This window comes from Thermoactinomyces daqus (assembly GCF_000763315.1).
Taxonomy (GTDB): Bacteria; Bacillota; Bacilli; order Thermoactinomycetales; family Thermoactinomycetaceae; genus Thermoactinomyces_A; species Thermoactinomyces_A daqus.
On record NZ_JPST01000063.1, the window covers coordinates 1 to 23,886 of the forward strand.

The 23,886-nt window shown below is 49.4% G+C and carries 20 protein-coding genes; 12 read left to right on the forward strand and 8 right to left on the reverse strand.

Annotated elements, in window-relative coordinates:
- The first annotated feature begins 24 nt into the window (after positions 1-24).
- A complete protein-coding gene (locus tag JG50_RS0117075; RefSeq protein ID WP_033102326.1) occupies positions 25-822 on the forward strand; it encodes a UTP--glucose-1-phosphate uridylyltransferase in 798 nt (265 codons plus the stop codon).
- Between the two features lie 369 nt (positions 823-1,191).
- Here the strand turns inward: JG50_RS0117075 and JG50_RS0117085 are convergent, their stop codons facing one another.
- Both JG50_RS0117085 and JG50_RS0117090 read right to left on the reverse strand, forming a co-directional pair.
- Entirely contained in the window at positions 1,192-2,307 is a 1,116-nt protein-coding gene (locus JG50_RS0117085) for an MGDG synthase family glycosyltransferase (protein ID WP_033102328.1), read from the reverse strand.
- Positions 2,308-2,309: 2 nt separating this feature from the next.
- Positions 2,310-2,879, reverse strand: coding sequence for a YkoP family protein (locus JG50_RS0117090; RefSeq protein ID WP_033102329.1), 570 nt, complete (start codon positions 2,877-2,879; stop codon positions 2,310-2,312).
- Between the two features lie 191 nt (positions 2,880-3,070).
- Between JG50_RS0117090 and JG50_RS0117095 the strand changes: the two genes are divergently transcribed.
- Positions 3,071-3,691: a trimeric intracellular cation channel family protein gene (locus JG50_RS0117095; protein WP_033102330.1), complete on the forward strand. Its 621-nt coding sequence runs from the start codon at positions 3,071-3,073 to the stop codon at positions 3,689-3,691.
- A 24-nt stretch (positions 3,692-3,715) separates the two neighbouring features.
- Here the strand turns inward: JG50_RS0117095 and JG50_RS0117100 are convergent, their stop codons facing one another.
- Positions 3,716-8,017: a PolC-type DNA polymerase III gene (locus JG50_RS0117100; RefSeq protein ID WP_033102331.1), complete on the reverse strand. Its 4,302-nt coding sequence runs from the start codon at positions 8,015-8,017 to the stop codon at positions 3,716-3,718.
- A 329-nt stretch (positions 8,018-8,346) separates the two neighbouring features.
- Between JG50_RS0117100 and JG50_RS20535 the strand changes: the two genes are divergently transcribed.
- The gene (locus tag JG50_RS20535; protein WP_033102332.1) at positions 8,347-9,099 is read left to right on the forward strand and encodes a hypothetical protein; all 753 of its coding nucleotides are present in this window, start codon (positions 8,347-8,349) and stop codon (positions 9,097-9,099) included.
- Positions 9,100-9,140: 41 nt separating this feature from the next.
- Here the strand turns inward: JG50_RS20535 and JG50_RS0117110 are convergent, their stop codons facing one another.
- Positions 9,141-10,100, reverse strand: coding sequence for a DPP IV N-terminal domain-containing protein (locus JG50_RS0117110; protein WP_160173934.1), 960 nt, complete (start codon positions 10,098-10,100; stop codon positions 9,141-9,143).
- A 228-nt stretch (positions 10,101-10,328) separates the two neighbouring features.
- On the opposite strand from JG50_RS0117110, the gene JG50_RS0117115 reads away from it, so the two are divergent.
- Positions 10,329-11,834 (forward strand): coproporphyrinogen III oxidase, encoded by a 1,506-nt coding sequence (locus JG50_RS0117115; protein ID WP_033102354.1) that lies wholly within the window; start codon positions 10,329-10,331, stop codon positions 11,832-11,834.
- A gap of 478 nt (positions 11,835-12,312) precedes the next feature.
- Here the strand turns inward: JG50_RS0117115 and JG50_RS0117120 are convergent, their stop codons facing one another.
- Together JG50_RS0117120 and JG50_RS0117125 are read right to left on the reverse strand one after the other, a co-directional pair.
- Positions 12,313-12,681: a hypothetical protein gene (locus tag JG50_RS0117120; RefSeq protein ID WP_033102334.1), complete on the reverse strand. Its 369-nt coding sequence runs from the start codon at positions 12,679-12,681 to the stop codon at positions 12,313-12,315.
- A gap of 520 nt (positions 12,682-13,201) precedes the next feature.
- On the reverse strand, positions 13,202-13,564 hold the full coding sequence (locus JG50_RS0117125; protein WP_033102335.1) for a hypothetical protein: 363 nt from the start codon (positions 13,562-13,564) through the stop codon (positions 13,202-13,204).
- A gap of 189 nt (positions 13,565-13,753) precedes the next feature.
- Between JG50_RS0117125 and JG50_RS20380 the strand changes: the two genes are divergently transcribed.
- Positions 13,754-13,930, forward strand: coding sequence for a hypothetical protein (locus JG50_RS20380; RefSeq protein ID WP_160173935.1), 177 nt, complete (start codon positions 13,754-13,756; stop codon positions 13,928-13,930).
- Positions 13,931-14,541: 611 nt separating this feature from the next.
- Here the strand turns inward: JG50_RS20380 and JG50_RS0117135 are convergent.
- Both JG50_RS0117135 and JG50_RS0117140 read right to left on the reverse strand, forming a co-directional pair.
- Positions 14,542-14,964 (reverse strand): hypothetical protein, encoded by a 423-nt coding sequence (locus JG50_RS0117135; RefSeq protein ID WP_033102337.1) that lies wholly within the window; start codon positions 14,962-14,964, stop codon positions 14,542-14,544.
- 230 nt (positions 14,965-15,194) lie between these two features.
- Positions 15,195-15,674 (reverse strand): cupredoxin domain-containing protein, encoded by a 480-nt coding sequence (locus JG50_RS0117140; RefSeq protein WP_052154452.1) that lies wholly within the window; start codon positions 15,672-15,674, stop codon positions 15,195-15,197.
- A gap of 263 nt (positions 15,675-15,937) precedes the next feature.
- Here JG50_RS0117140 and JG50_RS19830 point away from each other — a divergent pair, with 263 nt between their 5' ends.
- The 7 genes from JG50_RS19830 to hslV all read left to right on the forward strand — a co-directional run bounded on the left by JG50_RS19830 (position 15,938) and on the right by hslV (position 23,886).
- The gene (locus JG50_RS19830; RefSeq protein WP_160173936.1) at positions 15,938-16,069 is read left to right on the forward strand and encodes a YqzM family protein; all 132 of its coding nucleotides are present in this window, start codon (positions 15,938-15,940) and stop codon (positions 16,067-16,069) included.
- 305 nt (positions 16,070-16,374) lie between these two features.
- Complete coding sequence (sucC, locus tag JG50_RS0117145; RefSeq protein ID WP_033102338.1) at positions 16,375-17,535, forward strand: ADP-forming succinate--CoA ligase subunit beta; 1,161 nt, start codon at positions 16,375-16,377, stop codon at positions 17,533-17,535.
- Between the two features lie 43 nt (positions 17,536-17,578).
- Positions 17,579-18,484, forward strand: a complete 906-nt coding sequence (sucD, locus tag JG50_RS0117150) for a succinate--CoA ligase subunit alpha (protein WP_033102339.1) — start codon at positions 17,579-17,581, stop codon at positions 18,482-18,484.
- 78 nt (positions 18,485-18,562) lie between these two features.
- Positions 18,563-19,681, forward strand: a complete 1,119-nt coding sequence (gene dprA, locus JG50_RS0117155) for a DNA-processing protein DprA (protein ID WP_033102340.1) — start codon at positions 18,563-18,565, stop codon at positions 19,679-19,681.
- A gap of 125 nt (positions 19,682-19,806) precedes the next feature.
- A complete protein-coding gene (topA, locus tag JG50_RS0117160; protein ID WP_033102341.1) occupies positions 19,807-21,879 on the forward strand; it encodes a type I DNA topoisomerase in 2,073 nt (690 codons plus the stop codon).
- 21 nt (positions 21,880-21,900) lie between these two features.
- Positions 21,901-23,211, forward strand: coding sequence for an FADH(2)-oxidizing methylenetetrahydrofolate--tRNA-(uracil(54)-C(5))-methyltransferase TrmFO (trmFO, locus tag JG50_RS0117165; protein ID WP_033102342.1), 1,311 nt, complete (start codon positions 21,901-21,903; stop codon positions 23,209-23,211).
- A 135-nt stretch (positions 23,212-23,346) separates the two neighbouring features.
- A complete protein-coding gene (gene hslV / locus JG50_RS0117170; protein WP_033102343.1) occupies positions 23,347-23,886 on the forward strand; it encodes an ATP-dependent protease subunit HslV in 540 nt (179 codons plus the stop codon).

Below are 23,886 nucleotides of genomic sequence, written 5' to 3' on the forward strand. Positions count from 1 at the left end.
TAATTTATTGAGGGAGGTGAGACAATGCGCGTACGGAAGGCGGTGATTCCGGCAGCGGGGATGGGACGGAGATTTTTGCCCATTACCAGGGCGATTCCCAAGCCGATGCTGCCGATCGTCGATCGTCCGGCATTGCACTATCTCGTCGATGAGGCCAAACGGTCGGGAATCGAACAAATTGCGATCATTGTGGGATATGGCCGCCAAGTGATTCAAACGTACTTCGCCGGAGATCCCCAGGTGACGCTGATTGACCAACCTGAACCAAAAGGATCCGGGCATGCGGTCTTCATGGCCCGTTCCTTTGTGGGGGATGAGCCTTTCGCCGTCTTGTTGGGCGACATCGTGATTGACAGTGACCCGCCTTGCACCGGACAATTGATCGATGCTTTTCAGCGGCATAAATCTCCCGTGCTGGCGGTTGAAACGCTGAAATATGAATTATTGTCCCAACATAATGCCATCGAGTATCAACCGATCGATGAGAACGAGGTGCTCATACGTCATATTGTGGAAAAACCGCAAGAGAATGTCCCCTCAGCTGTGACCGCAATTGGAAGATATATTTTTCCGCCCGGAATTTTCCCTGTTCTTTCGAAGACACGGCCGGGTTTCGACGGGGAGATTCAATTGACGGATGCGATCAATACCCTGTTGCAAAGGGAGCGGGGAATTGGCCTGTTTTACAAGGGAAAGCGCTTTGATATAGGGGACAAACGGGATTATGTCATGGCCAATTTGGAATTTGCCCTGAAAAGGGAGCAATACAGTGAGGATTTGTGGTCAGCGCTGGAAAAGCTGGCGAATCCCGTTGGGGAATAAGTTTCATTCCTTGATTTATGAAAAGAATTAGTGTATTTTTGACACGAAAATGAATGTAGAAAGTGTGAGTGAAATTAAGGTTGGATCACGCGAAGTGAATTTGGACAAGATTGAAGAGCGCAGCAAAAATCCAATGGTCAAAAAATATGGAATTACCTGGACGCTCTACAAATGTGAGACATGCAAATTTCTCGTGCAAACGGAAAAGAGTTTTCGTTGTCAACATCACAACGGGCGTCATTATCCGTCATGGGATGCATGCGGGCTGTATCGCCCTGCGGATCAGGGGGAAAGTTAACCCTTCCGCCATGCCACACAGCAAAACGGTCTGTCTTTTTCTCTGGACAGACCGTTTTGCATTGAATGGGACTAATGAAGATGATCAGCTATAATTTCGGCTCCGTGAAAGGAGGAGTACGGCTTGCCGATGGAGGATGCTTGTTTGCGCATCAAAGCCAGCTGCTGAGGTTGTTGCAGCAGCCCGGAAAGATCTTCGGGCAGCCGTTTTGGCTTATCCTGACGAATGGCGGCCCCGCGGTTCAACAGAAAATCGCTGTTGTTCTCTTCCTGGCCGGGAATCGGTTTGCAGATCACCATTGGCAAACCGGTCGCCATTGCTTCGGAGCAAGTCATTCCGCCCGGTTTCGTAATGATGAAGTCGGAAGCGCACATGAAATCAACCATGTTATGGACGAAAGGGAATGTGTAAATATGCGGATCCGTACGGGTTTCCATATGCAGGGATTCGTACAGGGCCTGATTGTTTCCTGTGATGATCAAAAGCTGGAAAGGCTGATGGCAAAAGGATTTTCGAAAGGAATCAAGACTTTTCTTGATCGGTCCCATTCCTCCTCCTCCACCCATGAGCAAAATGGTGAAGCGGTCCAGATCAATTCCGAGTTGCTGGCGGGCCCTGCGCGCATCTTTTTGATTCAGGGAAAAAGACGGATCGATCGGGATGCCGGTCGGATAAAGACGAGGGAGCGGGGTTTTCATTCTTATTTTGTTTCCTATTTCTTCATGGGCGATGATGTAAAAATCGACATCAGGGTGAATCCAAAAACTGTGCGCGTCAAAATCGGTAACCACTGCCCCGAGTCGAAAGCTTCCTGCTTTTTTTTGCTTTAAGTGGGTGCAAGCGCTCAAACAAAATGCATGCGTGCAGACAATCAGCTTTGGAGAGAGGCTGTCAATGATTTCTTTCAATTTACCGGAAACAAGTTTGCCGAGCGGCTCGCGAAAGAAACGATCCCATTCGCGGTCCTGGGAATAGGCCGCTCCCCAGAGAGAGGGAGCGAAGCGCAGCGTCTGAGTATAAAATTTGCCGATCAGAGTCTCCAATGGTTTGCTGATTAACGGGAGCATGCAGACGATATGAACCTCAAGCGAGGGATAACGCATGCGGATTGCCTTTTTTAACGAGTTTGCCGCGCTGTAATGTCCGTAACCGGCAACCGTCTCCGTTAAGATCAAGATTTTGACCATTTTCAACTCCCCGATCCGTAAAATTGATTTAATCGTTTCTTCGAGATAAATACCCGCTTCGGAATAAGATCATTTTTTCTGCCGGACATTTCCCGGAGGCCGTTGGGATGGCACAGGAGAAAAATACACTTTGCGGTAAGTGATTTGATCCATCGCGTTTTTGGATTGGAAATGTCGGACACCTCAAAACCGAGCCGGTTGGCATTGCGATACAGAAGAGTTGTGCCGAGGATCACCTGAATCTCATTATGTTGAGGGTGATGGTTGATAAACCGGATCAATGCCGGCAACGAGGAGGAGATTAAGCGGCGCAACATAATGGCCCATCCGAATTCGCGCGCTGACGATTGAAGCAGCAACCGGGCGAGAAGCACATTATGTAAATGCAATTGTACATACCAATCGCCGCGTTCGAGGATGGCCCCGTCTGCCGTTTGAATGAGTTCCCCCCGGTATTTCTTGACTGACACGCGAAAAATGTTCTTCCCCTTATCGACATAGTTCAGGCGAGTAAATAAAAAATAGATGATATCCCACAATTGCCACAGGTTGATTATCGTCTGACGGAACATCGGTGCCTCCTCTTTCCGTTTTTTGTATTGTTGCCTGCGGAGAGGCGGATTATTTTGTTCCAAACGGATGAATGATTGGTAATGGTTGGTGGTGAAACGCTGAACATTTTTTGCCGATCCTATTTTTCTTTTCTTTTGATGCCGCTATAATAAAGTCTTGATGTAATTCAGACGGAAAGTGAGCGTTGAGAATGTCCTGGGAATGGTTGAATTTTGTCGGAATCGTCGCTTTTGCGGTCAGCGGGGCGCTGGTGGCGATTGAAGAAAGATATGATATATTCGGTCTCTATGTATTGGGGCTGGTTACCGCTTTCGGCGGAGGAATCATTCGCAATGCCTGTATCGGATTGCCGGTTGGGGATTTGTGGAAACAGGAGATGTTGATTTATGCAGCGCTGATCGCGATTACCTTTGTTTCGATGAGTCCGTCCCTCTGGCTTAAGTTTTGCCGCAAATGGCTGAACTTTTTCGACGCGATCGGTCTGTCGGCTTTCTCCATTCAGGGAGCTCTCTTTGCGACGGGCAAACACCTTCCTTTGGTGGCCGTCATTTTCGCGGCCGTCATGACGGGGATCGGCGGCGGTATTATTCGCGATGTGCTGGCTGGAAGAAAGCCATTGGTTTTTCAAAGGGAAGTTTACGCTTTTTGGGCGATTGTCAGCGGGGTTGCGGTAGGCCTGAAGTGGGTCGATACCCCCTGGGAATTTTATTTCCTCTGTGCGGTCATTGTCACTTTGCGGATGATGTCCACAGCGTTGAAATGGCATTTGCCCGGCCGCCTGGTCATTTTAAAAAACAAAGCTAGCCGTTAACGACATCCGGCTAGCTTTGTTTTTTTAGAACAATACCAGTTGGTTGCTTTCCGGCAGCCCGTCAAGGCAGCCCATGCTTTTCAGCAACTCCACGACGGTACTCGACACGCGTGAACGGGTCTGGAAATCCTCGATCGAAAGGAATTCCCCGTCTTTCCTGGCTTCCATGATATTTTTGGCGGCATTTTCCCCGACGCCCGGGATGGAGGCAAAGGGGAGAATCAACTGGTCATCTCCGTCGATAACAAATTGGGTGGCGTGTGATCGATATAAATCAACGTTTTTAAATTTGAAGCCGCGTGCAAAAAATTCCAGAACGGACTCCAAAGCAGTAAACAGCCCTTTTTCTTTGGGAGATGCCGCGTTGCCTTTTTCGGCAATTTCTTTCATCCGACGTTTGACAAATTCAGGCCCTTTCAAAACGACTTCACAATCGAAATCATCTAATAGCCGGAAGAAATAAGTCGCATAATACTGAATGGGGTAATGCACTTTGAACCAGGCGATGCGGACGGCCATCATAACATAGGCGGCCGCGTGGGCCCGGGGAAACATATATTTGATCTTCCGGCAGGAGTTGATATACCAATCGGGCACGCCATGTTCACGCATCAGTTCTGCTTCTTCATCGGTCAGCCCTTTTCCCTTCCGCACTTTTTCCATGATCTTAAATGATGCCTTCGGCGGACATCCTTTTAAGATCAGATAGAGCATGATATCGTCACGGCAACAGATCGTTTCCGACAGCGTTGCCGTACCGCTGCGGATCAATTCCTGAGCGTTGCCGAGCCAAACATCTGTTCCGTGCGACAGACCGGAGATGCGCACCAGTTCCGAGAAGCTGGTCGGTTTGGTGTCTTCGAGCATTTGCCGTACAAACTGGGTGCCAAATTCGGGAATCCCCAATGTGCCCGTTTTGACCCCGCCGATTTCTTCCGGGGTGACACCAAGGGATTCCGTCCCGCTGAACAGTTTTAAAACTTCCGGGTCGTCCATGGGAATTTCCCGCGGGTTTACGCCGGTCAGATCCTGCAGCATCCGAATGGTAGTCGGATCCTGGTGTCCCAGAATATCCAGCTTCAACAATTTTCCGCTGATGGAGCGGTAATCGAAATGGGTCGTCCGCGTGCCGGATTTGACATCGTCGGCCGGATGCTGAATCGGGGTGAAGTCGAAAACATCCTTGTACTGCGGAATAACCATGAGCCCGCCCGGATGTTGCCCTGTCGTTCTCTTCACACCGGTGCACCCGGCGACAAGTCGGTCAATTTCCGCCTGTCTGAGTTGCAGATTATGATGTTCCTGGTATTTTTTCACATACCCATATGCCGTTTTCTCCTGAACCTTGGCGATCGTGCCCGCGCGGTAGATATAATCCTTTCCGAATAATTCCTCTGTATAGGCGTGGGCCCGTGGCTGATAATCTGAACCGAAGTTCAGATCGATATCCGGTGTTTTATCCGCTTCAAAGCCCAGGAAGGTTTCAAACGGGATGTCGTGCCCGTCTTTTTTCATCACCTGATGGCAGTTGGGACATTCTTTGTCGGGCAGGTCAAAGCCCGATTCGTAGGAACCATCGAGAATAAATTCGCTGTGTTTGCATTTCGGGCAGCGCCAGTGTGGCGGAAGTGGATTGACCTCTGTAATCTCACTCATTGTGGCTACAAAGGATGATCCGACCGAACCGCGGGAACCGACCAGATAACCATCTGCCAGCGATTTGGTCACCAGGCGCTGGGAAATCAGATAAATCACGGCAAATCCGTGTTTGATAATACTGGTTAACTCGCGCTCGAGCCGTTTTTGCACAACCTCGGGCAACGGATCGCCATACCACTCGTGCGCTCTTTTGTAGCACATCTCTTCCAGCTCTTTTTCCGCACCTTCGATCACAGGGGTCGCGGTTCCTTCCGGCAACAGTTGAATCTCTTCGATTTGTTCAGCGATTTTCCGTGGATTGGAAATGACCACTTCCCGCGCTTTTTCGCTTCCCAGATAGCTGAATTCACTCAGCATTTCATCCGTAGTGCGGAAATGCGCTTTTGGCAACGGAACATTGACGCGAAATCCGTTTTGGTTGGAAACGAGGATATCGCGGAAAATCGCATCCGTTTCATCCAGATAATGCACATTGCTCGTCGCGACGACCGGTTTCCCCAGCTTTTCACCGATTTCCACCAGTAGGCGGTTGGCTTCCCGCAGTCGTTCCGGGCTTTCGACAATCCCTTTTTCAACCAGATGCAGATTGATGTCAACCGGCTGGATTTCCAGGTAATCGTAAAAGCGCGCGATTTCTTCAACCTGTGCCGGCGCTTTGGTCAATGCGGCTTCAAACAATTCACCTCTCTCGCAACCCGAACCGATGATGAGCCCTTCGCGGTGTTTGAGCAACTCACTGCGCGGGATCCGCGGAACGCGGAAAAAATAGTTCAGATGAGACATGGAAATCAGTTTGTATAAATTTTTGAGACCGGTTTGATTGCGCACGAGCAAGATCGCATGGAAAGGACGCAAACGGGTAAGGTCGCGGTCTCCGGTTTTTTCATTGAGTTGGCTGAGGTTTTTAACCTCTTTTTCGGCCGCATCGAGAATCATCTTCCACAGGATGTGTCCGGTGGCTTCTGCGTCATAAATTGCCCGGTGATGTTGTTCCAATTTTACATTCAATTTATCGGCCAGAGTATTTAGCCGGTAGTTTTTCATCCCCGGATACAGAAAGCGTCCGAGTTCCAGGGTATCGATCACCGGATTTCGCACCGGCTCTTTTCCCAGCCGTTTGGCCGCTTCCTGCAAAAAGCCCATGTCAAAGCGGGCATTATGGGCGACGAGGACACAGCCGTCAATAAAGTCGAGGAAACGGGTGATCACGTCATCGATTTCCGGTGCATCTTTCAGCATGTCATCGGTAATGTGCGTCAATTCAATGATCTGCTGGGTCAGCGGTCTGTGCGGATTGGCAAACTCGGAAAAGCGGTCGATGATTTCGCCGTTTTTGACCTTGACTGCCGCCAACTCGATAATTACATCATGAACGGCTGACAGTCCGGTGGTTTCAACGTCAAATACGACATAAGTATCCTCCAGCAGCGGGCGGTCTGACGGATTGAGGACGATCGGAACACCATCATCGACAATGTTGGCTTCCATGCCGAAAAGGACTTTGATTCCGTGTTTTTTTCCGGCTTCATAGGCTTCGGGAAAAGCCTGCGCCACTCCGTGATCGGTAATGGCCACAGCCGGATGTCCCCATTTTGCTGCCCGTTTGATCACTTCTCCGGCATCGCAAATTCCGTCCATGGCTGACATCGATGTATGGAGATGGAGTTCAACGCGCTTTTCTTCGGCTGTATCCTGGCGTTCTTCGGCAGCCGTCTCGGTCAAATCATTTACCATCAGAACCAAATCGCGGGAGAAGGTGTCAAATTGAACGGAACCCCGGACTTTCAGCCAGTCGCCATCCTTGATGACGGCGAGGATTTCCGCTTGCTCTTTGTCTCTGGCAAACAGTTTGCAAGCGATCGAACTGGTAAAATCGGTCAGGTTAAAGGTCAACAGTTTGCGACCGCTTTTTAGTTCACGCAGTTCGCTTTTGAACACTTTTCCCTGTACGACGATGCTTTTTTCCTCTTCGGTGATTTCCTTGATCGGCACCGGATCGCTCGTGATCTGGTAACCGATTTTCTTCTCGACCGGTTTTTCCGCTTTTTCCGATTCGCGTTCTGCTGCCTCTTTTGCCTGTTGGGCAAGCAGTTCCTGCATCAGCGTCTGTTCTTCCTGGGCGCGACGGTCATGAAATTCTTTCAGGTGGTCTCGTTCTTCTTCGGACGATGCGCATTCCAGGAAAACAGAAACCTCCCGGCCGAGAATGCGCCGGCAATATTTGGCCAAAATTTGCTCAAGATTTCGTTGTTTGGCCATTTGCCGGGCGGCGGGATTTTTAAAGACAATGGTGATTTTATCTGCCTCCGCCTGCCAGTCGGCCCCGGCAAACCAGGTAGCCGCCGCCGGGGTGATCTGTTCCTGAAGCTGCCGCTCGATCAGTTGTCTGTAATTTTGCAGAAACGTTTCCATTTCCACGTGGTCATAATGAAACTGGATCGATACGTGAATTTGTGGATAGAAATGTTTTTTCACTCGTTGTTGGAAGGTGTGCCAAACGTCTGCAGGGAGTATTTCCGGCAGTCGAAGGTGAATGTTCCAGGCACGCCGATCCGGGTAAACATTGACTTGTTGAATGATGGCCTGGTTGAAGAATTCTTCCAGCCATTTCGGAGGAAGCTTTACCTCATCAAAGAGATGCTTGACGTTTGCTTTTGGATAAACCAAGCCAAATTCCCTCCTGTTTTTTAGAGAAACTTGCGCTCCGTGGATTGCAAGGAAAATAGAACTTCCGGATCAGACCCGGGTTCTGTGTGTCTCTTATCCTATCACAGCGTCAGATAAAGGACAATGTACTTCTCTTGGAAGCCGGTTCCGGCAAACCCGGTATACACAATTACCGACAGGAAAATAATTTTGCAATTTGATTTTTTAAAAAAAGGAGTTTTTTCATTTTCGTTTAATATCATTTCTTTGAATAGAAATGATCTATGCACACTGCGAAGAGCGTTCTACTATTGTAGGCGTAGCAGGCGAGCGTAAAAGGAGGATTCGAGTTGAACATAAGAGTGACGACGCGGAGAACGAAGATTTCTTCGGAACAATACGAACAGATGTTGAATAGAAAAAAAGGCAAAACGTTTTTGATTTGGAAGCTTTCCGGTGCTGCTTCGGTGCTCCTCCTCCTTTTGGGAACGGCTGCCTACGCTTGGTTTGAAAATGAAGCGCTTAAATCGGTTGGTAATGATGGAAGCAAGAGCAGGTTTGTCGGGAATGGAGCGCCGGATTCGGAAGATGATTTTGGAGCCTTTGTCCTGAAAAAAATAGAAGATTGGACGGGTGACCAGGCCCATGCGGAGGCAAAAGAGCCGGAGATCGCCAGAAGAATTTCCCCGCCGCCGTTTCAGGAGGTAAAGGTAAGCAGGGAAAAGACTGAGCAGCCCAAGTATCTGCATGAAAGGAAAACAGGAAAAACAGAGAAACGGGAGCGAACGCATCCCGCCGGACGTTCCGAAGAAAAGGTGGACAGACCCCAATCGCCCCCTCCTCCGGTGTCAAAACCACCGGCCCGGCCAAAACCTGGAAATGAGAAACCGACTGATCCGACAAACCCGACAAATCCAACAAACCCAACTAACCCGACAAACCCGACAAATCCGCCGGAAGATGACGGATCGCAAAATCCGCCTCCTGACCAACCGTCACCTCCACCACCGGATGGCGGCAGGAATCACAACAAGGGACTTCTCCATGAAGTTGGCGATCTTTTGAAAAAGTTGCTGGGGTTGAAATCCAAAGCAACGCAATAAAAAAGAACTCCCCGTCGCCCGGGAGTTCTTTTTTGTTCAATTTAATCAAATAAGAAACTTTTGATTTTATTTAACGTTGAGCCGATTTTTGACTGTGCCTCGCCCAGATTGAGCGCTTTCCAGGCGGTCGGCATTGCGTTTGGAACATTCAGCTTGATGATTTGCTTATCGGTCCCGTTTGCATTCATTTCATAAAATGTGCTATTGTCATCACTGGATTCATTATTTCCTTTTATGCCGGAATGATTGAGGGAATAAAGGATTTTGGAGCCGTCATCCGACCAGATTGCACTGCCGACTGCTTTGGTGGTGTCAGCGGTCAGGTTTTTCATGTGGCTGCCATCAGCATCCATCACATAGATATCGGCATTGCCGTTTTTCGACCTGCCGAACAAAATTTTGGACCCGTCCGGTGAGAAATGGGCGTCGTATTCGGACGATTCCCCTGTTTTCCCTGTCAGTTTCTTCAGATCGCTGCCATCCGCATTCATCTCATAAATGTGGCTGAACCCGGTTGCATCGGATGCGTGGCAGATGATTTTGGACCCGTCCGGTGAGAAGTCCGGTTGGGAATAATAGACGCCTTTCTCCGCGTGGGTGATTTGTCGAACTTCCTTGCTTTTGACATCGATCACGTAGAGGTTCCCGTTTCCGCGGGAGAAAACAATTTTGTTGCCATCAGGTGACCAGCGAGGAGAGGCATCGAAATCGGGGAAATGACTGTTGGTTAAGCGAACTTGATTTTTTCCGTCAAGATCTGATATGTAAAGGCTGTCGTTTTTGATGAAAGCTAGTTTTTCCCCGTTTGGTGAAACATCGACAGAATTGCCGGATGTGATTTTGGAAACTTCGAGTGTGTCAGGATTAAATTTGTAAATGGCTTGATTGTACAAAGGACCGCCGTTGAAAAGAACCGGTTTCACATCGTCTTTTGCATAGGCCGGTATGGTCAGTGATATAGACAGTACAAGTGCGCCGACTGCGGCTGTGGTCTTTTTCATTTCTTCTCTCCTCTCTGTTGAAGATGCACCTTTATTATAGCGGATTTCCGTGCTGATGGGGGCCGTTGTTGCAAAATTTACAAACATTTTATTTCTGGAATAGATTGGAAAGATCATTCTTATATTCCCATTCTCTTTCATTGATTTCCCATGCGGCTATTGCTAGACTGTGGGAAGTAGATGGAAGTGGAAAAGGAGGAACATGCCGGTTTCGGCATCAGTGAGATCATGACGCGATTTGCAATTAAAGGGATTGATCCGGTCTTATTTCGGGATGTGGAATTGATCGTCCGTCTTTTTTTTGAAGAGGTTCAGCTGACGGAAACGGATGACCGGGCTGATTTTCAGCTTGAATTTACTCTTGACGAATCCGAAGCGATTGAGGTTCGGGTGACGCTGACCGCAGACAAAGTGCAGTGGTCGGCGGAACATGTGCGTTCCATCGAAGGATGCACAGGCGAAAAAGAGATTCGGAAACGGATGAAGCAGGCGATCAGCTATGTGCTTGTCCAGGTTTTGGAAAGAGCAACAGGGATTGAGCAGCCTTGGGGGATTTTGACCGGAGTCCGCCCGACGAAGCTGTTTCACACGCTGCTGCAAAAGGGAAATTCCCTGCAAGAGGCAAAACGCTTGCTGGAGCAGGAGTATCTACTTCATCCGGAGAAGACGCAGATTCTGGAAGAAATCATCCGGCGGCAGCTTACCGTGCTTCCCGATTTTTATGAGCTGGACAAGGAAGTAAGCCTCTATATCGGGATTCCGTTTTGCCCGACCAAATGCGCCTACTGCACGTTTCCCGCGTATGCGATCGGGGGGCGTACGGGGTCGGTGGAAGGCTTTTTGGCTGGACTTCATGAAGAGATTGCCGCTGTTGGTGCATGGCTGAGAACGCGGGGGTTGCCGGTCACGACCATCTATTTTGGCGGTGGCACCCCGACCTCGATTTCGGCTGAGCAGATGGAGTCGTTGTTTCAGCAATTAAAGAGCCATATTCCCGATTTCGGCCAAGTCCGGGAATGGACGGTTGAAGCAGGGCGCCCCGATACACTGGATGAGGAAAAATTGGCGCTGATGAAGCGCTGGAATGTGGACCGGATCAGTATTAATCCGCAGAGCTTTAAGGAAGAAACGCTCAAAGTGATCGGCCGGCACCACACAGTGGAAGAAACGTTGAGAAAATATCAATTGGCGCGGCAGATGGGCTTAAACAATATCAATATGGACCTGATTATCGGCCTTCCGGGCGAAGGGCTCGAGACGTTTGCCGAAACGCTGGATGTCATGCGCGAGCTGCGTCCCGAATCGCTCACGGTACACACCCTGTCCTTTAAAAGCGGTTCCGTGATGACGCAAAATAAAGAGAAATACCGCGTCGCCGGCCGGGAAGAGACGCGGGAGATGGTGCGGATGGCGCGGGAGTGGGCCCGGGATCAGGGGTATGTACCCTACTATCTCTACCGGCAGAAAAATATTTTGGGCAACCAGGAAAATGTCGGTTATGCTTTTCCCGGAGAAGAGAGCCTGTACAACATCATCATCATGGAAGAACGACAGACGATCATCGGTTTGGGCTGCGGTGCCGTCAGCAAGATCATCTCCCCGGTCAGCGGCCGCCTGTCCCGCCTCCCCAATCCCAAGGAGCCAAAAGCCTACATCGATACGTACCGGCGTCATATCAAAGAAAAATTGGCTAAATTGGATGAAGCATACGGGATCACGCCTGTCGGTCATTGATGAAGCGAAGCTTTGCCTTTAAGTTCGGGGCAAAGCTTTTTGTTTTGCTGTATCGCCCGATCCAAAACAGGGAGGATGACATAAATATGAAAAAAAGGGGCACGATGGCCCCGCAGAGGATTACAACAGGTTGGATACAGAGTTACCGGAGCTGTGGTTGATTGCAGTGGCATCACCCAGGTTAATGGGTACTTGGACGTTCAGGTTGATCAAACCTGCGCTTTGAGCACCTGTTCTGGCGGTATTGTTAACCGTTGCGTGAGCTCCGTCTTCGCAACGGTGCCGATCGTGATGGTGCCGATCGTGATGGTGCCGATCGTGATGGTGCCGATCGTGATGGTGCCGATCGTGATGGTGCCGATCGTGACGGTGCCTTCTCCGGCGAGGGCAGCAAATTCTGAAACAGTGTCTATGCTTTCTTCTTCTTTTCGAGCAGCAATGCATCAGCTTCACCCCCTTTCAAGAGAATGGGTCCAGATTATTTGGTCAGTTTGTTTTGCCCTGTTGGAACGGTTTTTTGAATCAGGTTGGCAAGCGCCGGAGAAAGTTCATTGTTTGTCTCGTTCAAGACCGATCCTCCGACTATACCCAGTAAGCTGTTGAGAACATTGATTAACCCGCCGGCAAGTATATTAAGAGAACCAACAGCGCCTGAAATCACACTGTTTAAAATCAAGGGAACGGTTCCTGACACACTTGAAATCAATGAGGGTAAGCCTGAAATCAGTTGTTGTTGTTCTTGTTCCTGGATTTCAACGGATTCGTTTTCACTGACTTTTTTTTGAATGATCTCTTCAAGTTGAGAGCGCAACTCATTAAGTTGTTCTTGCGTAAACGAAAAGTTCATTCATCTCACCTCCTTTCGAATGTGCGAACCCGGGAAAGATCTGCAAATCTTTCATTTGTTATACTATATTCTGCTTGATCTGCTTGCGTGTGGGCGGAGAAAGAAATGGTTGTCTTCCTAAAAAGAAGGCTTTTACGTGTTGCGCTTTATGTAAAGAGCGGGCGTGGAGGAGGAAAAGGGAGGGCCGAAACGGCCCCTCTCATTAAAGTGTATTTGAGATTGAGTTGTTGCAGCTGCGGTTGATTGCAGTGGCATCACCCAAGTTAATGGGCACTTGAATGTTGATGTTTGCTAAGCCAGCGCTTTGCGGGCCTGTGTTAGCCTTGTTATTTACCGTTGCGCGGGCCCCATCATGGTCGCAACGGTGCCGATTGTGACGGTGCCGATCGTGATGGTGTCTGTCGTGACAGTGCTTTTTCCGACGGGGACAGCAAAATTTGAAACAGTGTTTTTTCCTTCTCTTTTTCTTTTTTGAGCAGCATTGCATCAGCTTCACCTCCTTTCACGGAATCGCGAGGATTTACTCAGTTTGGGATGGTGGTTGGGCTGCTTTTTTCATTTGCTCGATCGGCACCTCTTTGTAGATCACGTTCACTAATCCGGGAAAAAGTTGATTGACCGCATCAGGGCCGAGAATTTCGACCAAATTGGAGAAAAGTTTGGCTAAATGATTCAGAAATGAGTTGAACCCGTTGGTTATGACGCCAAGAATACCGGATGAAGATCCAGGTCCAGGTATGTTGTTGGTTAGCTCGGCAAGCACTGAATTGACCCGGGAAGGCATCTGAACCTGAACGGATACGGGATTATTTTTGGGGGGAAGCAATTCATCGATCAAAGCACGGATCTGTTTTTCCTGTTCGGGAGTCAGAAAATGGTTCAATGATGTTTCGCCTCCTTTTTTTGAAAAAATGCTTGACCGCTTTCTAAAGGGCATTGGAAAGCGCGTTTTGGTGACTGTTGTGCAAGGAGGTTGCATCACCTGTATTGACCGGGACTTGAACGATGATATTGATCAAGCCGCTGACCGGGCCGTCCACCCTTGCCTCATTGTTGACATGGGCACCCGGCAGTGCTGGGAAGGGATGCCGGTGTGGATGATCACGGCATCTGCGGTGCCGGCGTCGTCGAAGGAGAAATCGACGGCAGCGTTTACACAGAAATCGCCTTCGAAAACGCCATCTTTTTCGCTTGCGACAGCGCATGTCCGATTACCCCTTTCTTTTTTTCTTCCGTTTTTTGTTTTTAACGGGTTCCTGATTTTTCTCTTCTTCCATCAACCCTTTTTCGATGTTTTGCTTAATTAATTCTTTTGTTCCGGGGCTCAAAAGTTCCGTATAATCAAATAATTTTTTTACTTTTGATTCCGTTTCCTCCGAATTCAATACTTGAAGACAAAGGTCGTAAATCTTCAGTTTGATTGCCCTTTGCAATTGTTTCGATAATTCATCAAACTGATTTTTCTGTTGTTGTTCTTGCTTTCCCTGGTTCAAGAGGTCTGCACCTCCCTTATGCATAACTACGAAAAGAAACGGTTACTATAAGATATTCCTTGATAACCATTTGGTGAATATTCTTGGATAAAATAGATTTATAACCTGTGAGCCGGGGGTTTCAGAAGACGGATGGCTAAAACCCTCTTAAATAGGTGGATACTTTTTTCATATTCATTTAGGTAAAGAGTGATAGCGGCGTTCCAACCAGGGAGTTCATATATTTTTAAAGGCAAGGCGGCTAGAAGGGATTTTTGTGGGGCAGGTGGTTGAAAGAGTTGTAGAAAGCTTCGGATGCAGACGGGAGCAGAGTCTGAAAAGGGGGGACGGGCAATGATGACAGTTGCCCGTTTTTGCGGATCCATCGTCAGGTTTCGTCGGGGAAAAATTCTGGAAATTCATTGATAAAAGCACGAGTGACGGCTTCATATTCTTCCTCGTCCAACTCGGCAATCCCGTCTCCTGACCATTCGAAAAAGTAAATTTCCCGGTCTGGATGCTCCGGATGATAATACATGACCATTTTTCGCTCGTCATAGGTAAATGTCGCCCCGAGAACGGCGAGAAACGGCCCTGCATCCGTTTCCAGCCGCTGAAAAAGGATGGGCTCGATCTGATCAAGAACCGTTTCGGTGTAGGAATCGCCGGGAAAGAGGAGGAGCATCTCATCTGCCTCCTCCTCAACAATATATAACTGCCGCTTGTGTTCCTTTTCCCACAACAGCAGCAAATGTTTGACGTTATTATGGATGAAAACATATTGGTAGGGGGTTTGAAAGCGGATTGACACTCCGTTTCCCTCCATTTTGATTTATTGTATGATTGCATCTTATCACAGCCCGGCAAGCGGAGGAATAAAAAAGACTCATCACGCATGAAGTGAGATTTGGAGGAATCACTGAGGGATCATTTGGCTTGCGGGGAGGGGCGGGGGACAGACATATTTGCAACAAACTTGTGCAAAAAATAAGCCGGCTTTTCGGCAAACCGGCTTCCACAGATTTCTTTGTCCGGAAAAGATCAAGGATGGACGACCGTCACATATCCGATCATGGGGCCTTCATGGGTTTCGGTTATATGATCGTGACAGATGAGTTCAAAAGTCCCCGTTCGGTCAGCAGTAAATTCAAGTGTGGCGATTTTTCCTTTTTCAACCGAGCCGGCCACTTTTAATTCCGGAATGGAAAAATGATGGACTTTTCCGTTTAGACCGTGGATATGCAAGCGGATTTTTTCCCCTTTCATCACAATGACGGTGCCGGGATCAAAGCGGTATACTTCTTTTTCTTTCCCGGACAGGAGCGTTTTGTATTCGACAGTGAACAGATGGATATCGCGCGTTTTGGCGTTGACCGGCGATGGGTCGGCTTTGGTGTTGGCTGATTTTGCTTCCGGCCAGGCGGACTTGAGCCAATCCAGAGAGGGGTGGATCAAGCCGATTACCGCGATGATTACCACGACGGCAACAAATGCATAGGCCCAAGGGCGGGGGATATTCATTCGGTTAACCTCCTCTCGGTCTAATAATGGTAATTTTTACATAAATCCTCATTTTCCTCCAATCCATCCCCGGAAGATTTAATCATGTTATTGTGTGCAAATTTTGCTCCCGAAACGGGTAAACTGAGGATGGATGGGTAAGATCAATAAAACGACTGAATTATTCCGGTATCTTGAATTTTTGCCAATCGATTCGTTTTATGTTTGTTCAAAGCGTGCTATACTTTTCATATTGGGAAATAAGGCATGAGGAGGAGAGTGGCATGTCGGCACAAGAGCATACGCCGCAAAACCAGGAAAACGATTTCATCGATTTTGTGAAAGCGGCCGGAGTGTCTTCCGGGATTTTCTTTCTCATCTTCATTATTGCCATTGTTATCGATTTTGTGAAGTGATTTGGGATGGCGAGAGGATAGCGGCAAAAATCCTCTCGTTTTTTCGTGTTATGAATGGAATGTTCTTACCACGGGTGATTGGCAAAAAAGTGTGCCTGAGCTATACTTCATATGAGCCAAACTTGAATGGTTTTCTGTCCTTGCCAGGCCAAGCGCCTTTTTTTGAAAGGGGATTCAGGCAGGAAATGGCAGATACATAGAAAAAAAGCAGCAGTTTGGCCTAGTCTGACGGGGAATACTCTGATCGAAAGCGCCAAGGCGGCAAGCAAAGTCATCGGATTGTACTTGTGATTGGAGGATCGCGAATGAACGTTCATGAGTATCAAGGGAAGCAAATCCTGAAGAAATATGGTGTTGTTGTACCCAACGGGCATGTTGCGTTTTCACCGGATGAAGCAGTGAAAGCGGCAGAGAGCCTGGGCGGTGATCTCTGGGTGGTGAAAGCGCAAATTCATGCCGGCGGCCGCGGTAAAGCAGGTGGCGTGAAGCTGGCCAAAAGCCTGGATGAAGTGCGACAGCATGCGCAAGAACTCTTGGGGAAAGTGCTGGTAACCCATCAAACGGGACCGGAAGGGAAAGAGGTAAAACGGCTGTTGATTGAAGAGGGACTGCCGATCGAGAAAGAATATTATGTCGGCATGGTGATCGATCGCTCGACCAGCCGCGTCGTCATGATGGCGTCAGAAGAAGGCGGAACCGAGATTGAGGAAGTGGCGGCAAAAACGCCGGAAAAAATTTTCAAAGAAGTAATCGATCCGGCGACAGGCATGTTGCCGTTCCAAGCCCGCCGTCTGGCTTATCGCATCGGCATCCCGCAAGATAAAATCAATCTTGCTGCGAAATTCATGCTCGGCCTGTATCAGGCTTTTGTCGAAAATGACTGCTCCCTGGCGGAAATCAACCCGCTTATCACCACCAAAGACGGTCGGGTGATGGCACTCGATGCGAAATTGAATTTTGATTCAAATGCCTTGTTCCGCCATAAAGATATTTTGGAAATGCGCGACTTGGATGAAGAAGATCCAAAAGAAGTGGAAGCTTCCAAATTTGATCTCAATTATATCGCTCTCGATGGAAATATCGGCTGTATGGTGAACGGTGCGGGTTTGGCCATGGCAACGATGGACATTATCAAGCATTTTGACGGTGAACCTGCCAACTTCCTCGATGTGGGCGGCGGCGCAACCACGGACAAAGTGCGTGAAGCTTTCAAAATCATTTTGTCCGACCCCAATGTAAAAGGAATTTTTGTCAATATTTTCGGTGGAATCATGAAATGCGATGTCATTGCCAACGGTGTAGTCGAAGCGGCCAAACAAATTGGCCTTGATCGTCCGCTGGTGGTTCGTCTTGAGGGAACCAACGTGGAGCTCGGCAAGAAGATTTTGAATGAATCCGGCCTCGCAATTGTTGCTGCTGATTCGATGGAAGACGGAGCGAAGAAAATCGTCGAACTCGTAAAGTAATGAACGGATAGAGAGTACGCCTGAGAAAGGTGGGTAATTAACGGTGAGTATTTTCGTAAATAAGGATACTAAAGTAATCACACAGGGAATTACTGGTGCAACCGGATTATTTCATACAAAACAAGCGCTGGAATACGGTACAAAAGTGGTTGGGGGAGTCACCCCGGGCAAAGGAGGAACCGAAATTGAAGGGGTTCCCGTTTTTAACACACTGGCGGATGCCGTTGATGCGACCGGTGCGAACGCTTCCGTGATTTATGTTCCGCCGGCCTTTGCCGCTGATGCGATTATGGAAGCTGTCGATGCGGAGCTCGATTTGGTGGTTTGTATCACGGAAGGGATTCCGGTGCTGGACATGGTGAAAGTGAAACGCTACATGGAAGGCAAGAAAACGCGACTGATCGGTCCGAACTGCCCCGGCGTCATCACTCCGGGCGAGTGTAAAATCGGTATTATGCCGGGCTATATTCATACCCCGGGACATGTGGGAATTGTCTCCCGCAGCGGGACGCTGACCTATGAAGCTGTTCATCAGTTGACCACCCGCGGCATCGGGCAATCCACCGCAGTCGGAATTGGAGGCGACCCGGTCAACGGAACCAACTTTATCGACTGCTTGAAAGCGTTTGAAGAAGATCCGGATACAAAAGCGGTGATCATGATCGGGGAAATCGGCGGTACCGCGGAAGAAGAGGCTGCCGAATGGATCAAGGCCAATATGACGAAACCGGTTGTCGGCTTTATCGGTGGTCAAACTGCACCTCCGGGAAAACGGATGGGACATGCGGGAGCGATTATCTCCGGCGGAAAAGGGACGGCTGCGGAAAAAATCGCGACGTTGACCGCCGCAGGGGTTACTGTTGCACCCACACCGGCCGTGATCGGGGAAACATTGGTGAAGGTCTTGGAAGAAAGGGGTTTGCTGGGCGAGTGCATCACTAAGTCGTAAACATCCTGCAGAAAACAAGCGGGAACCTCTGAGCGAGGTTTCCGCTTTTTACTTTTCAACTGAAAGGAGATGTTGTTTTTGGACTTACGGGACGGATTGGCGGCGATCCATCATATACCGGGGGTTGGTTGGAACACCATGGCTCGGCTTCTGAAAGCGGGCTTTCTGCCTGATCAGGATTTAACCCCGTCCGTCATCGATGCTTTGCGGCATAATGGGATTTCGCCGAAAATGGTGAAGTTGCTCAAACAAAAGTGGAATCCGGCGTGGATCAAGCAGGTGAAGGAGGGGTTGAAAAATAAGAAAATTGAGGTAATTACCTATTTTTGTGATGAATATCCGTTATTATTAAAAGAAATTGCCATGCCGCCCTGGGTTTTGTACATAAAGGGAAATGCCGGGCTGCTCAGGGAAACGAGCCTTGCCGTAGTGGGAACGAGGCGCCCCACTCCTTACGGGCTGAAGGTGACGAAACAGCTCGTCCGGGAAATGGTGGAGGCCGGATTTGTGATTGCCAGCGGAATGGCCAATGGCATAGATGGAGCAGCTCACCGAACGGCTTTGGAACATCGGGGAAAAACGGTTGCCGTCTTGGGATGCGGAGCGGACGTGGTATATCCGAAAAATCATCGCGCGCTCTACGATGAAATCGTACGGACCGGAGCCGTGGTATCGGAATCGATTCCGGGAACCACTCCCCATCCGGGACTGTTTCCGGCGCGCAATCGAATCATAAGCGGCCTTTCCCGGGGAACATTAGTGATTGAAGCAGCTGAGCGGTCCGGTTCGCTGATTACCGCCGATTTCAGCCTGGAACAGGGGCGTGAGGTATTTGCCGTTCCCGGCCCGATTACCTCCGTGCAGAGTCGGGGGACCCTGCAATTGATCCGGCAGGGAGCCAAATGCGTTGTTTGCGGCAATGATATTTTGGAGGAATTTTACGACTGGACCCCGGGCAAACAGAAACAGGAGGAAGCGCATGACCGTCAGAAGCAGGATTTTGACGAAAAGGAAGAAAAAATCTTGTCTTATTTTGATACCGATGAGCCGGTTCCGCTTCCTCTCTTATTGGAAAAAGGAGGACGGGAGTTTCCGCCCGGGGAGATTCAGCGGATTTTGTTGCAACTTGAATTGAAAAAAGCGGTTTTGCAGCTGCCCGGTGCCCGTTTTGTCCGGAATTCATTTGACAGAAGTTGAACTTTCCCGTTTAAATTTGATATTGTATCCATTACGATTGACTTCGGGGATGCTGTTTCAAACTGGAAAATGGTCAATTCGTTTGAAAATAAAAGTTCTACCAATGTTGAGGGGAGGGCCATCTTATGGCCGATTCGCTAGTGATCGTCGAATCGCCCGCAAAAGCGAAAACCATAAAAAAATATCTGGGGAGCAAATATATTGTCAAGGCTTCGATGGGGCATGTGCGTGATTTGCCGAAAAGCCAGATGGGCGTTGATGTGGAAAATCAATTTGAACCCAAATATATTACGGTGCGGGGCAAAGGGGATATTCTCAAGGAGCTGCGCGATGCCGGAAAAAAAGTGAAGCGCGTGTACCTGGCAGCGGACCCTGACCGGGAAGGGGAAGCGATTGCCTGGCATCTGGCGCAAATTTTAAAGCTTCCCTTGAATGAGGAATGCCGGGTGGTTTTTAACGAAATCACCAAGACGGCCGTAAAAGATGCCTTTAAGCACCCGCGCAGGATCAACATGGATTTGGTCAATGCCCAGCAGGCCCGGCGGATTCTCGACCGTTTAGTCGGTTACGGAATCAGCCCGATTCTCTGGAAAAAAGTAAAAAAAGGATTAAGCGCTGGCCGGGTTCAATCGGTTGCCGTCAAATTGATTATCGACCGCGAAAACGAAATTCGCCGCTTTGTCCCGGAAGAGTATTGGACGGTTACCGCTGTGCTGTTGAGCGGGGATGAGGAGCTGGAGGCGAAATTTTTTGGGTATGGACGGCAAAAAACGGAGTTAAAATCGGAAGCCGATGTTGAGCAACTGTTGGATAAAATCAAAGGAAAACGATTTGTCGTCGAAGAGATCAAAACGAGCGAGCGGCGCCGAAATCCCGCGCCTTCGTTTATCACCAGCACCATGCAGCAGGAAGCGGCCCGCAAGTTGAATTTCCGGGCGCAAAAGACGATGGCAATCGCCCAGCAACTCTATGAGGGGGCGGATCTGGGCAAGGAGGGGACGGTCGGCCTTATTACCTATATGCGAACTGATTCCACCCGTGTCTCGGAGACGGCCACGGCAGAAGCCCGCAATTATATTAAGGAAACGTTCGGTAGCGAGTACTTAACCAACGCGCCGCGCACGCACAAGAAAAAAGCCGGAGCACAGGATGCTCACGAAGCGATCCGTCCAACCTCCGTGCACCGTACTCCTGACAAGATGAAAGAATACTTGTCCCGGGATCAATTTCGCCTTTATAAACTGATTTGGGAGCGTTTCGTCGCTTCACAAATGGCGTCGGCCGTTTTCGATGCCGTTACCGCCGATATCCGGGTCGGGGAGGCTTTATTTCGGGCGACCGGATCCAAAATGAAATTTCCCGGTTTTATGAAGGTATACGTCGAGGGAAAGGACGATAATAAAAATGAAGAAAACAAATGGCTGCCGCCGCTTGAAAAAGGACAGCCTTTAAAGAGAAAATCGATTACGCCGAAACAACATTTTACCCAGCCTCCGCCGCGCTACACCGAAGCCACTTTGGTAAAAGAGCTGGAGGAGAAAGGGATTGGCCGTCCCAGCACTTATGCCCCGACGTTGGAAACGATTAAAAAACGGGGCTATGTGCTGATGGAAGACAAACGCTTTGTGCCTTCCGAGCTCGGTGAAATTGTCATCGGGCTGATTGGCGAGTTTTTCCCCGAAGTGTTAAATGTGGAGTTTACCGCGCATATGGAGAATGATCTGGATCAGGTGGAAGCCGGGAAGGCGAACTGGATTGAGATCCTGGATCAGTTTTATCGTCCGTTCCGCGAACGCCTGGTCACAGCGGAAAAAGAGATGGCGGAAGTGGAGTTGCAGGATGAAGTCTCCGACGAAGTATGTGAGAAATGCGGAAGCCCGATGGTTTACAAGTTCGGGCGTTACGGGAAGTTCCTGGCCTGTTCTGCATTTCCCGAATGCCGTAACACCAAAGCGATTTTAAAGTCGACGGGAGTCACCTGCCCCAAATGCAAAAAAGGGGAGATCGTGGAGCGGAAAAGCAAAAAACAGCGCACCTTCTATGGCTGTGAACGTTACCCAGATTGCGATTTTGTTTCCTGGGATCGCCCGGTACCGCGTCCTTGTCCGAAGTGCGGAAATTACATGATTGAGAAAAAGACAAAAAAAGAGAAAGTGATTCGTTGCAGTGTTTGCGATTATGAAGAACCGAATTCCTGAAAAAAGGGAGAGAGAAGGAAAATGACAGACAGATATGTTACCGTCGTGGGGGCCGGACTGGCCGGAAGCGAAGCCGCTTGGCAGATTGCGGAGAGCGGTGTTCGGGTCAAGCTGTATGAGATGCGCCCGGTCAAGATGACGCCTGCCCATCGAGGCGGCCAGTTTGCGGAGTTGGTATGCAGCAATTCGCTGCGGGCCGCCTCCCTGACCAATGCGGTCGGCATTTTGAAAGAGGAAATGCGCCGTTTAAATTCGCTGATCATGAAATGCGCGGACCAACATGCGGTTCCGGCCGGCGGCGCTTTGGCGGTCGACCGTGAGGCGTTTTCGGGGGAAATTACCCGGATCTTATCCCAGCATCCCAATATTGAAGTGTGCAAGGAGGAAGTGACGGATATCCCGGACGGACCGACTGTGATTGCCACAGGCCCGCTCACGTCTGCTTCCTTGTCGGACAAGCTGAAGCGTCTGACTGGTGAGGATTATCTCTATTTTTATGATGCGGCGGCTCCGATCGTGGAAAAGGACAGTATTGACATGGACAAGGTTTTTGTCGCTTCGCGCTATGACAAGGGGGAAGCAGCCTATCTCAATTGCCCGATGACCGAAGAGGAGTTCGACCGGTTTTATGATGCGTTGATCCATGCAGATGTGGCGCCTTTAAAGGACTTTGAAAAAGAAATTTACTTTGAAGGCTGCATGCCGATTGAAGTGCTGGCCAAACGCGGGAAGAAAACGCTGCTCTTCGGCCCGATGAAACCGGTGGGGCTTGTTGACCCCCGTACGGGAAAACGGCCGCATGCAGTGGTTCAATTGCGCCAGGACAACAGCGCGGGGACCTTGTATAACATAGTCGGCTTTCAAACGCACTTGAAATGGGGGCCGCAAAAAGAAGTGATCCAGCTCATTCCCGGTCTGGAGAATGCGGAAATTGTCCGTTACGGGGTGATGCACCGCAACACCTTTATCAACTCTCCGAAGCTGTTGCGCCCCACCTACCAGATCCGCATGCGCGACGATCTCTTTTTTGCCGGGCAGATGACAGGGGTTGAAGGCTATGTCGAATCCGCAGCAGCCGGGCTTCTCGCCGGGATTAATGCCGCCCGTCTGGTGCAGGGACGCAAGTTGGTCGTACCGCCCAGAACAACGGCGATCGGAAGCATGGCCCACTATATCACCAGCGCAGACCCTGCTCATTTTCAGCCGATGAATGCCAATTTCGGCCTGTTTGAAGAGTTGCCCGAACGGATCAAGAGCAAGAAGGAGCGGGCGGAAAAATATGCGGAGCGGGCCCTGGCAGATATTGAAGCGTTTCGCCGGGAACTTTTCTGATCCCCTTGTACAGGGATTTTTATAAGCAGTAGAGTATAGTAAGGAAGCTTTAAAAATATAAATGAAGAAACGGGTTCATGGCAAAGAGCCGTTTCTTCATACATAGGATATTTTGAATGAAGGGGGAAACAGAGTTTGGGAGATTTTCATGCCACGACCATTTTTGCTGTTCGCCATAAAGGTTCTGCCGCAATGGCGGGCGATGGCCAAGTCACTTTTGGCAACCAACTGATTATGAAACACGGGGCCAAAAAAGTCCGCCGTCTGTATAAAGGTCAGGTTGTTGCCGGTTTTGCCGGTTCCGTTGCCGATGCAGTGACGCTCTTTGAAAAATTTGAGGGGAAGCTGGAAGAGTATCACGGCAATCTGCCTCGCGCCGCAGTTGAACTGGCGAAAGAGTGGCGTTCCGATAAAGTGTTGCGTCGTCTTGAAGCGATGTTGATCGTAATGAACAACGATCATCTCTTTTTGATCTCCGGAACCGGCGAAGTGATCGAGCCGGATGATGAGGTTCTGGCCATCGGGTCGGGCGGCAGTTTCGCGCTGTCTGCCGGCAGGGCGTTAAAACGGTATGCACCGCATCTGTCAGCCAGTGAGATCGCCGAGGCGGCCCTGAAAATCGCCAGTGAGGTTTGTGTCTTTACCAATGACCACATCATTGTGGAGGAGGTATAA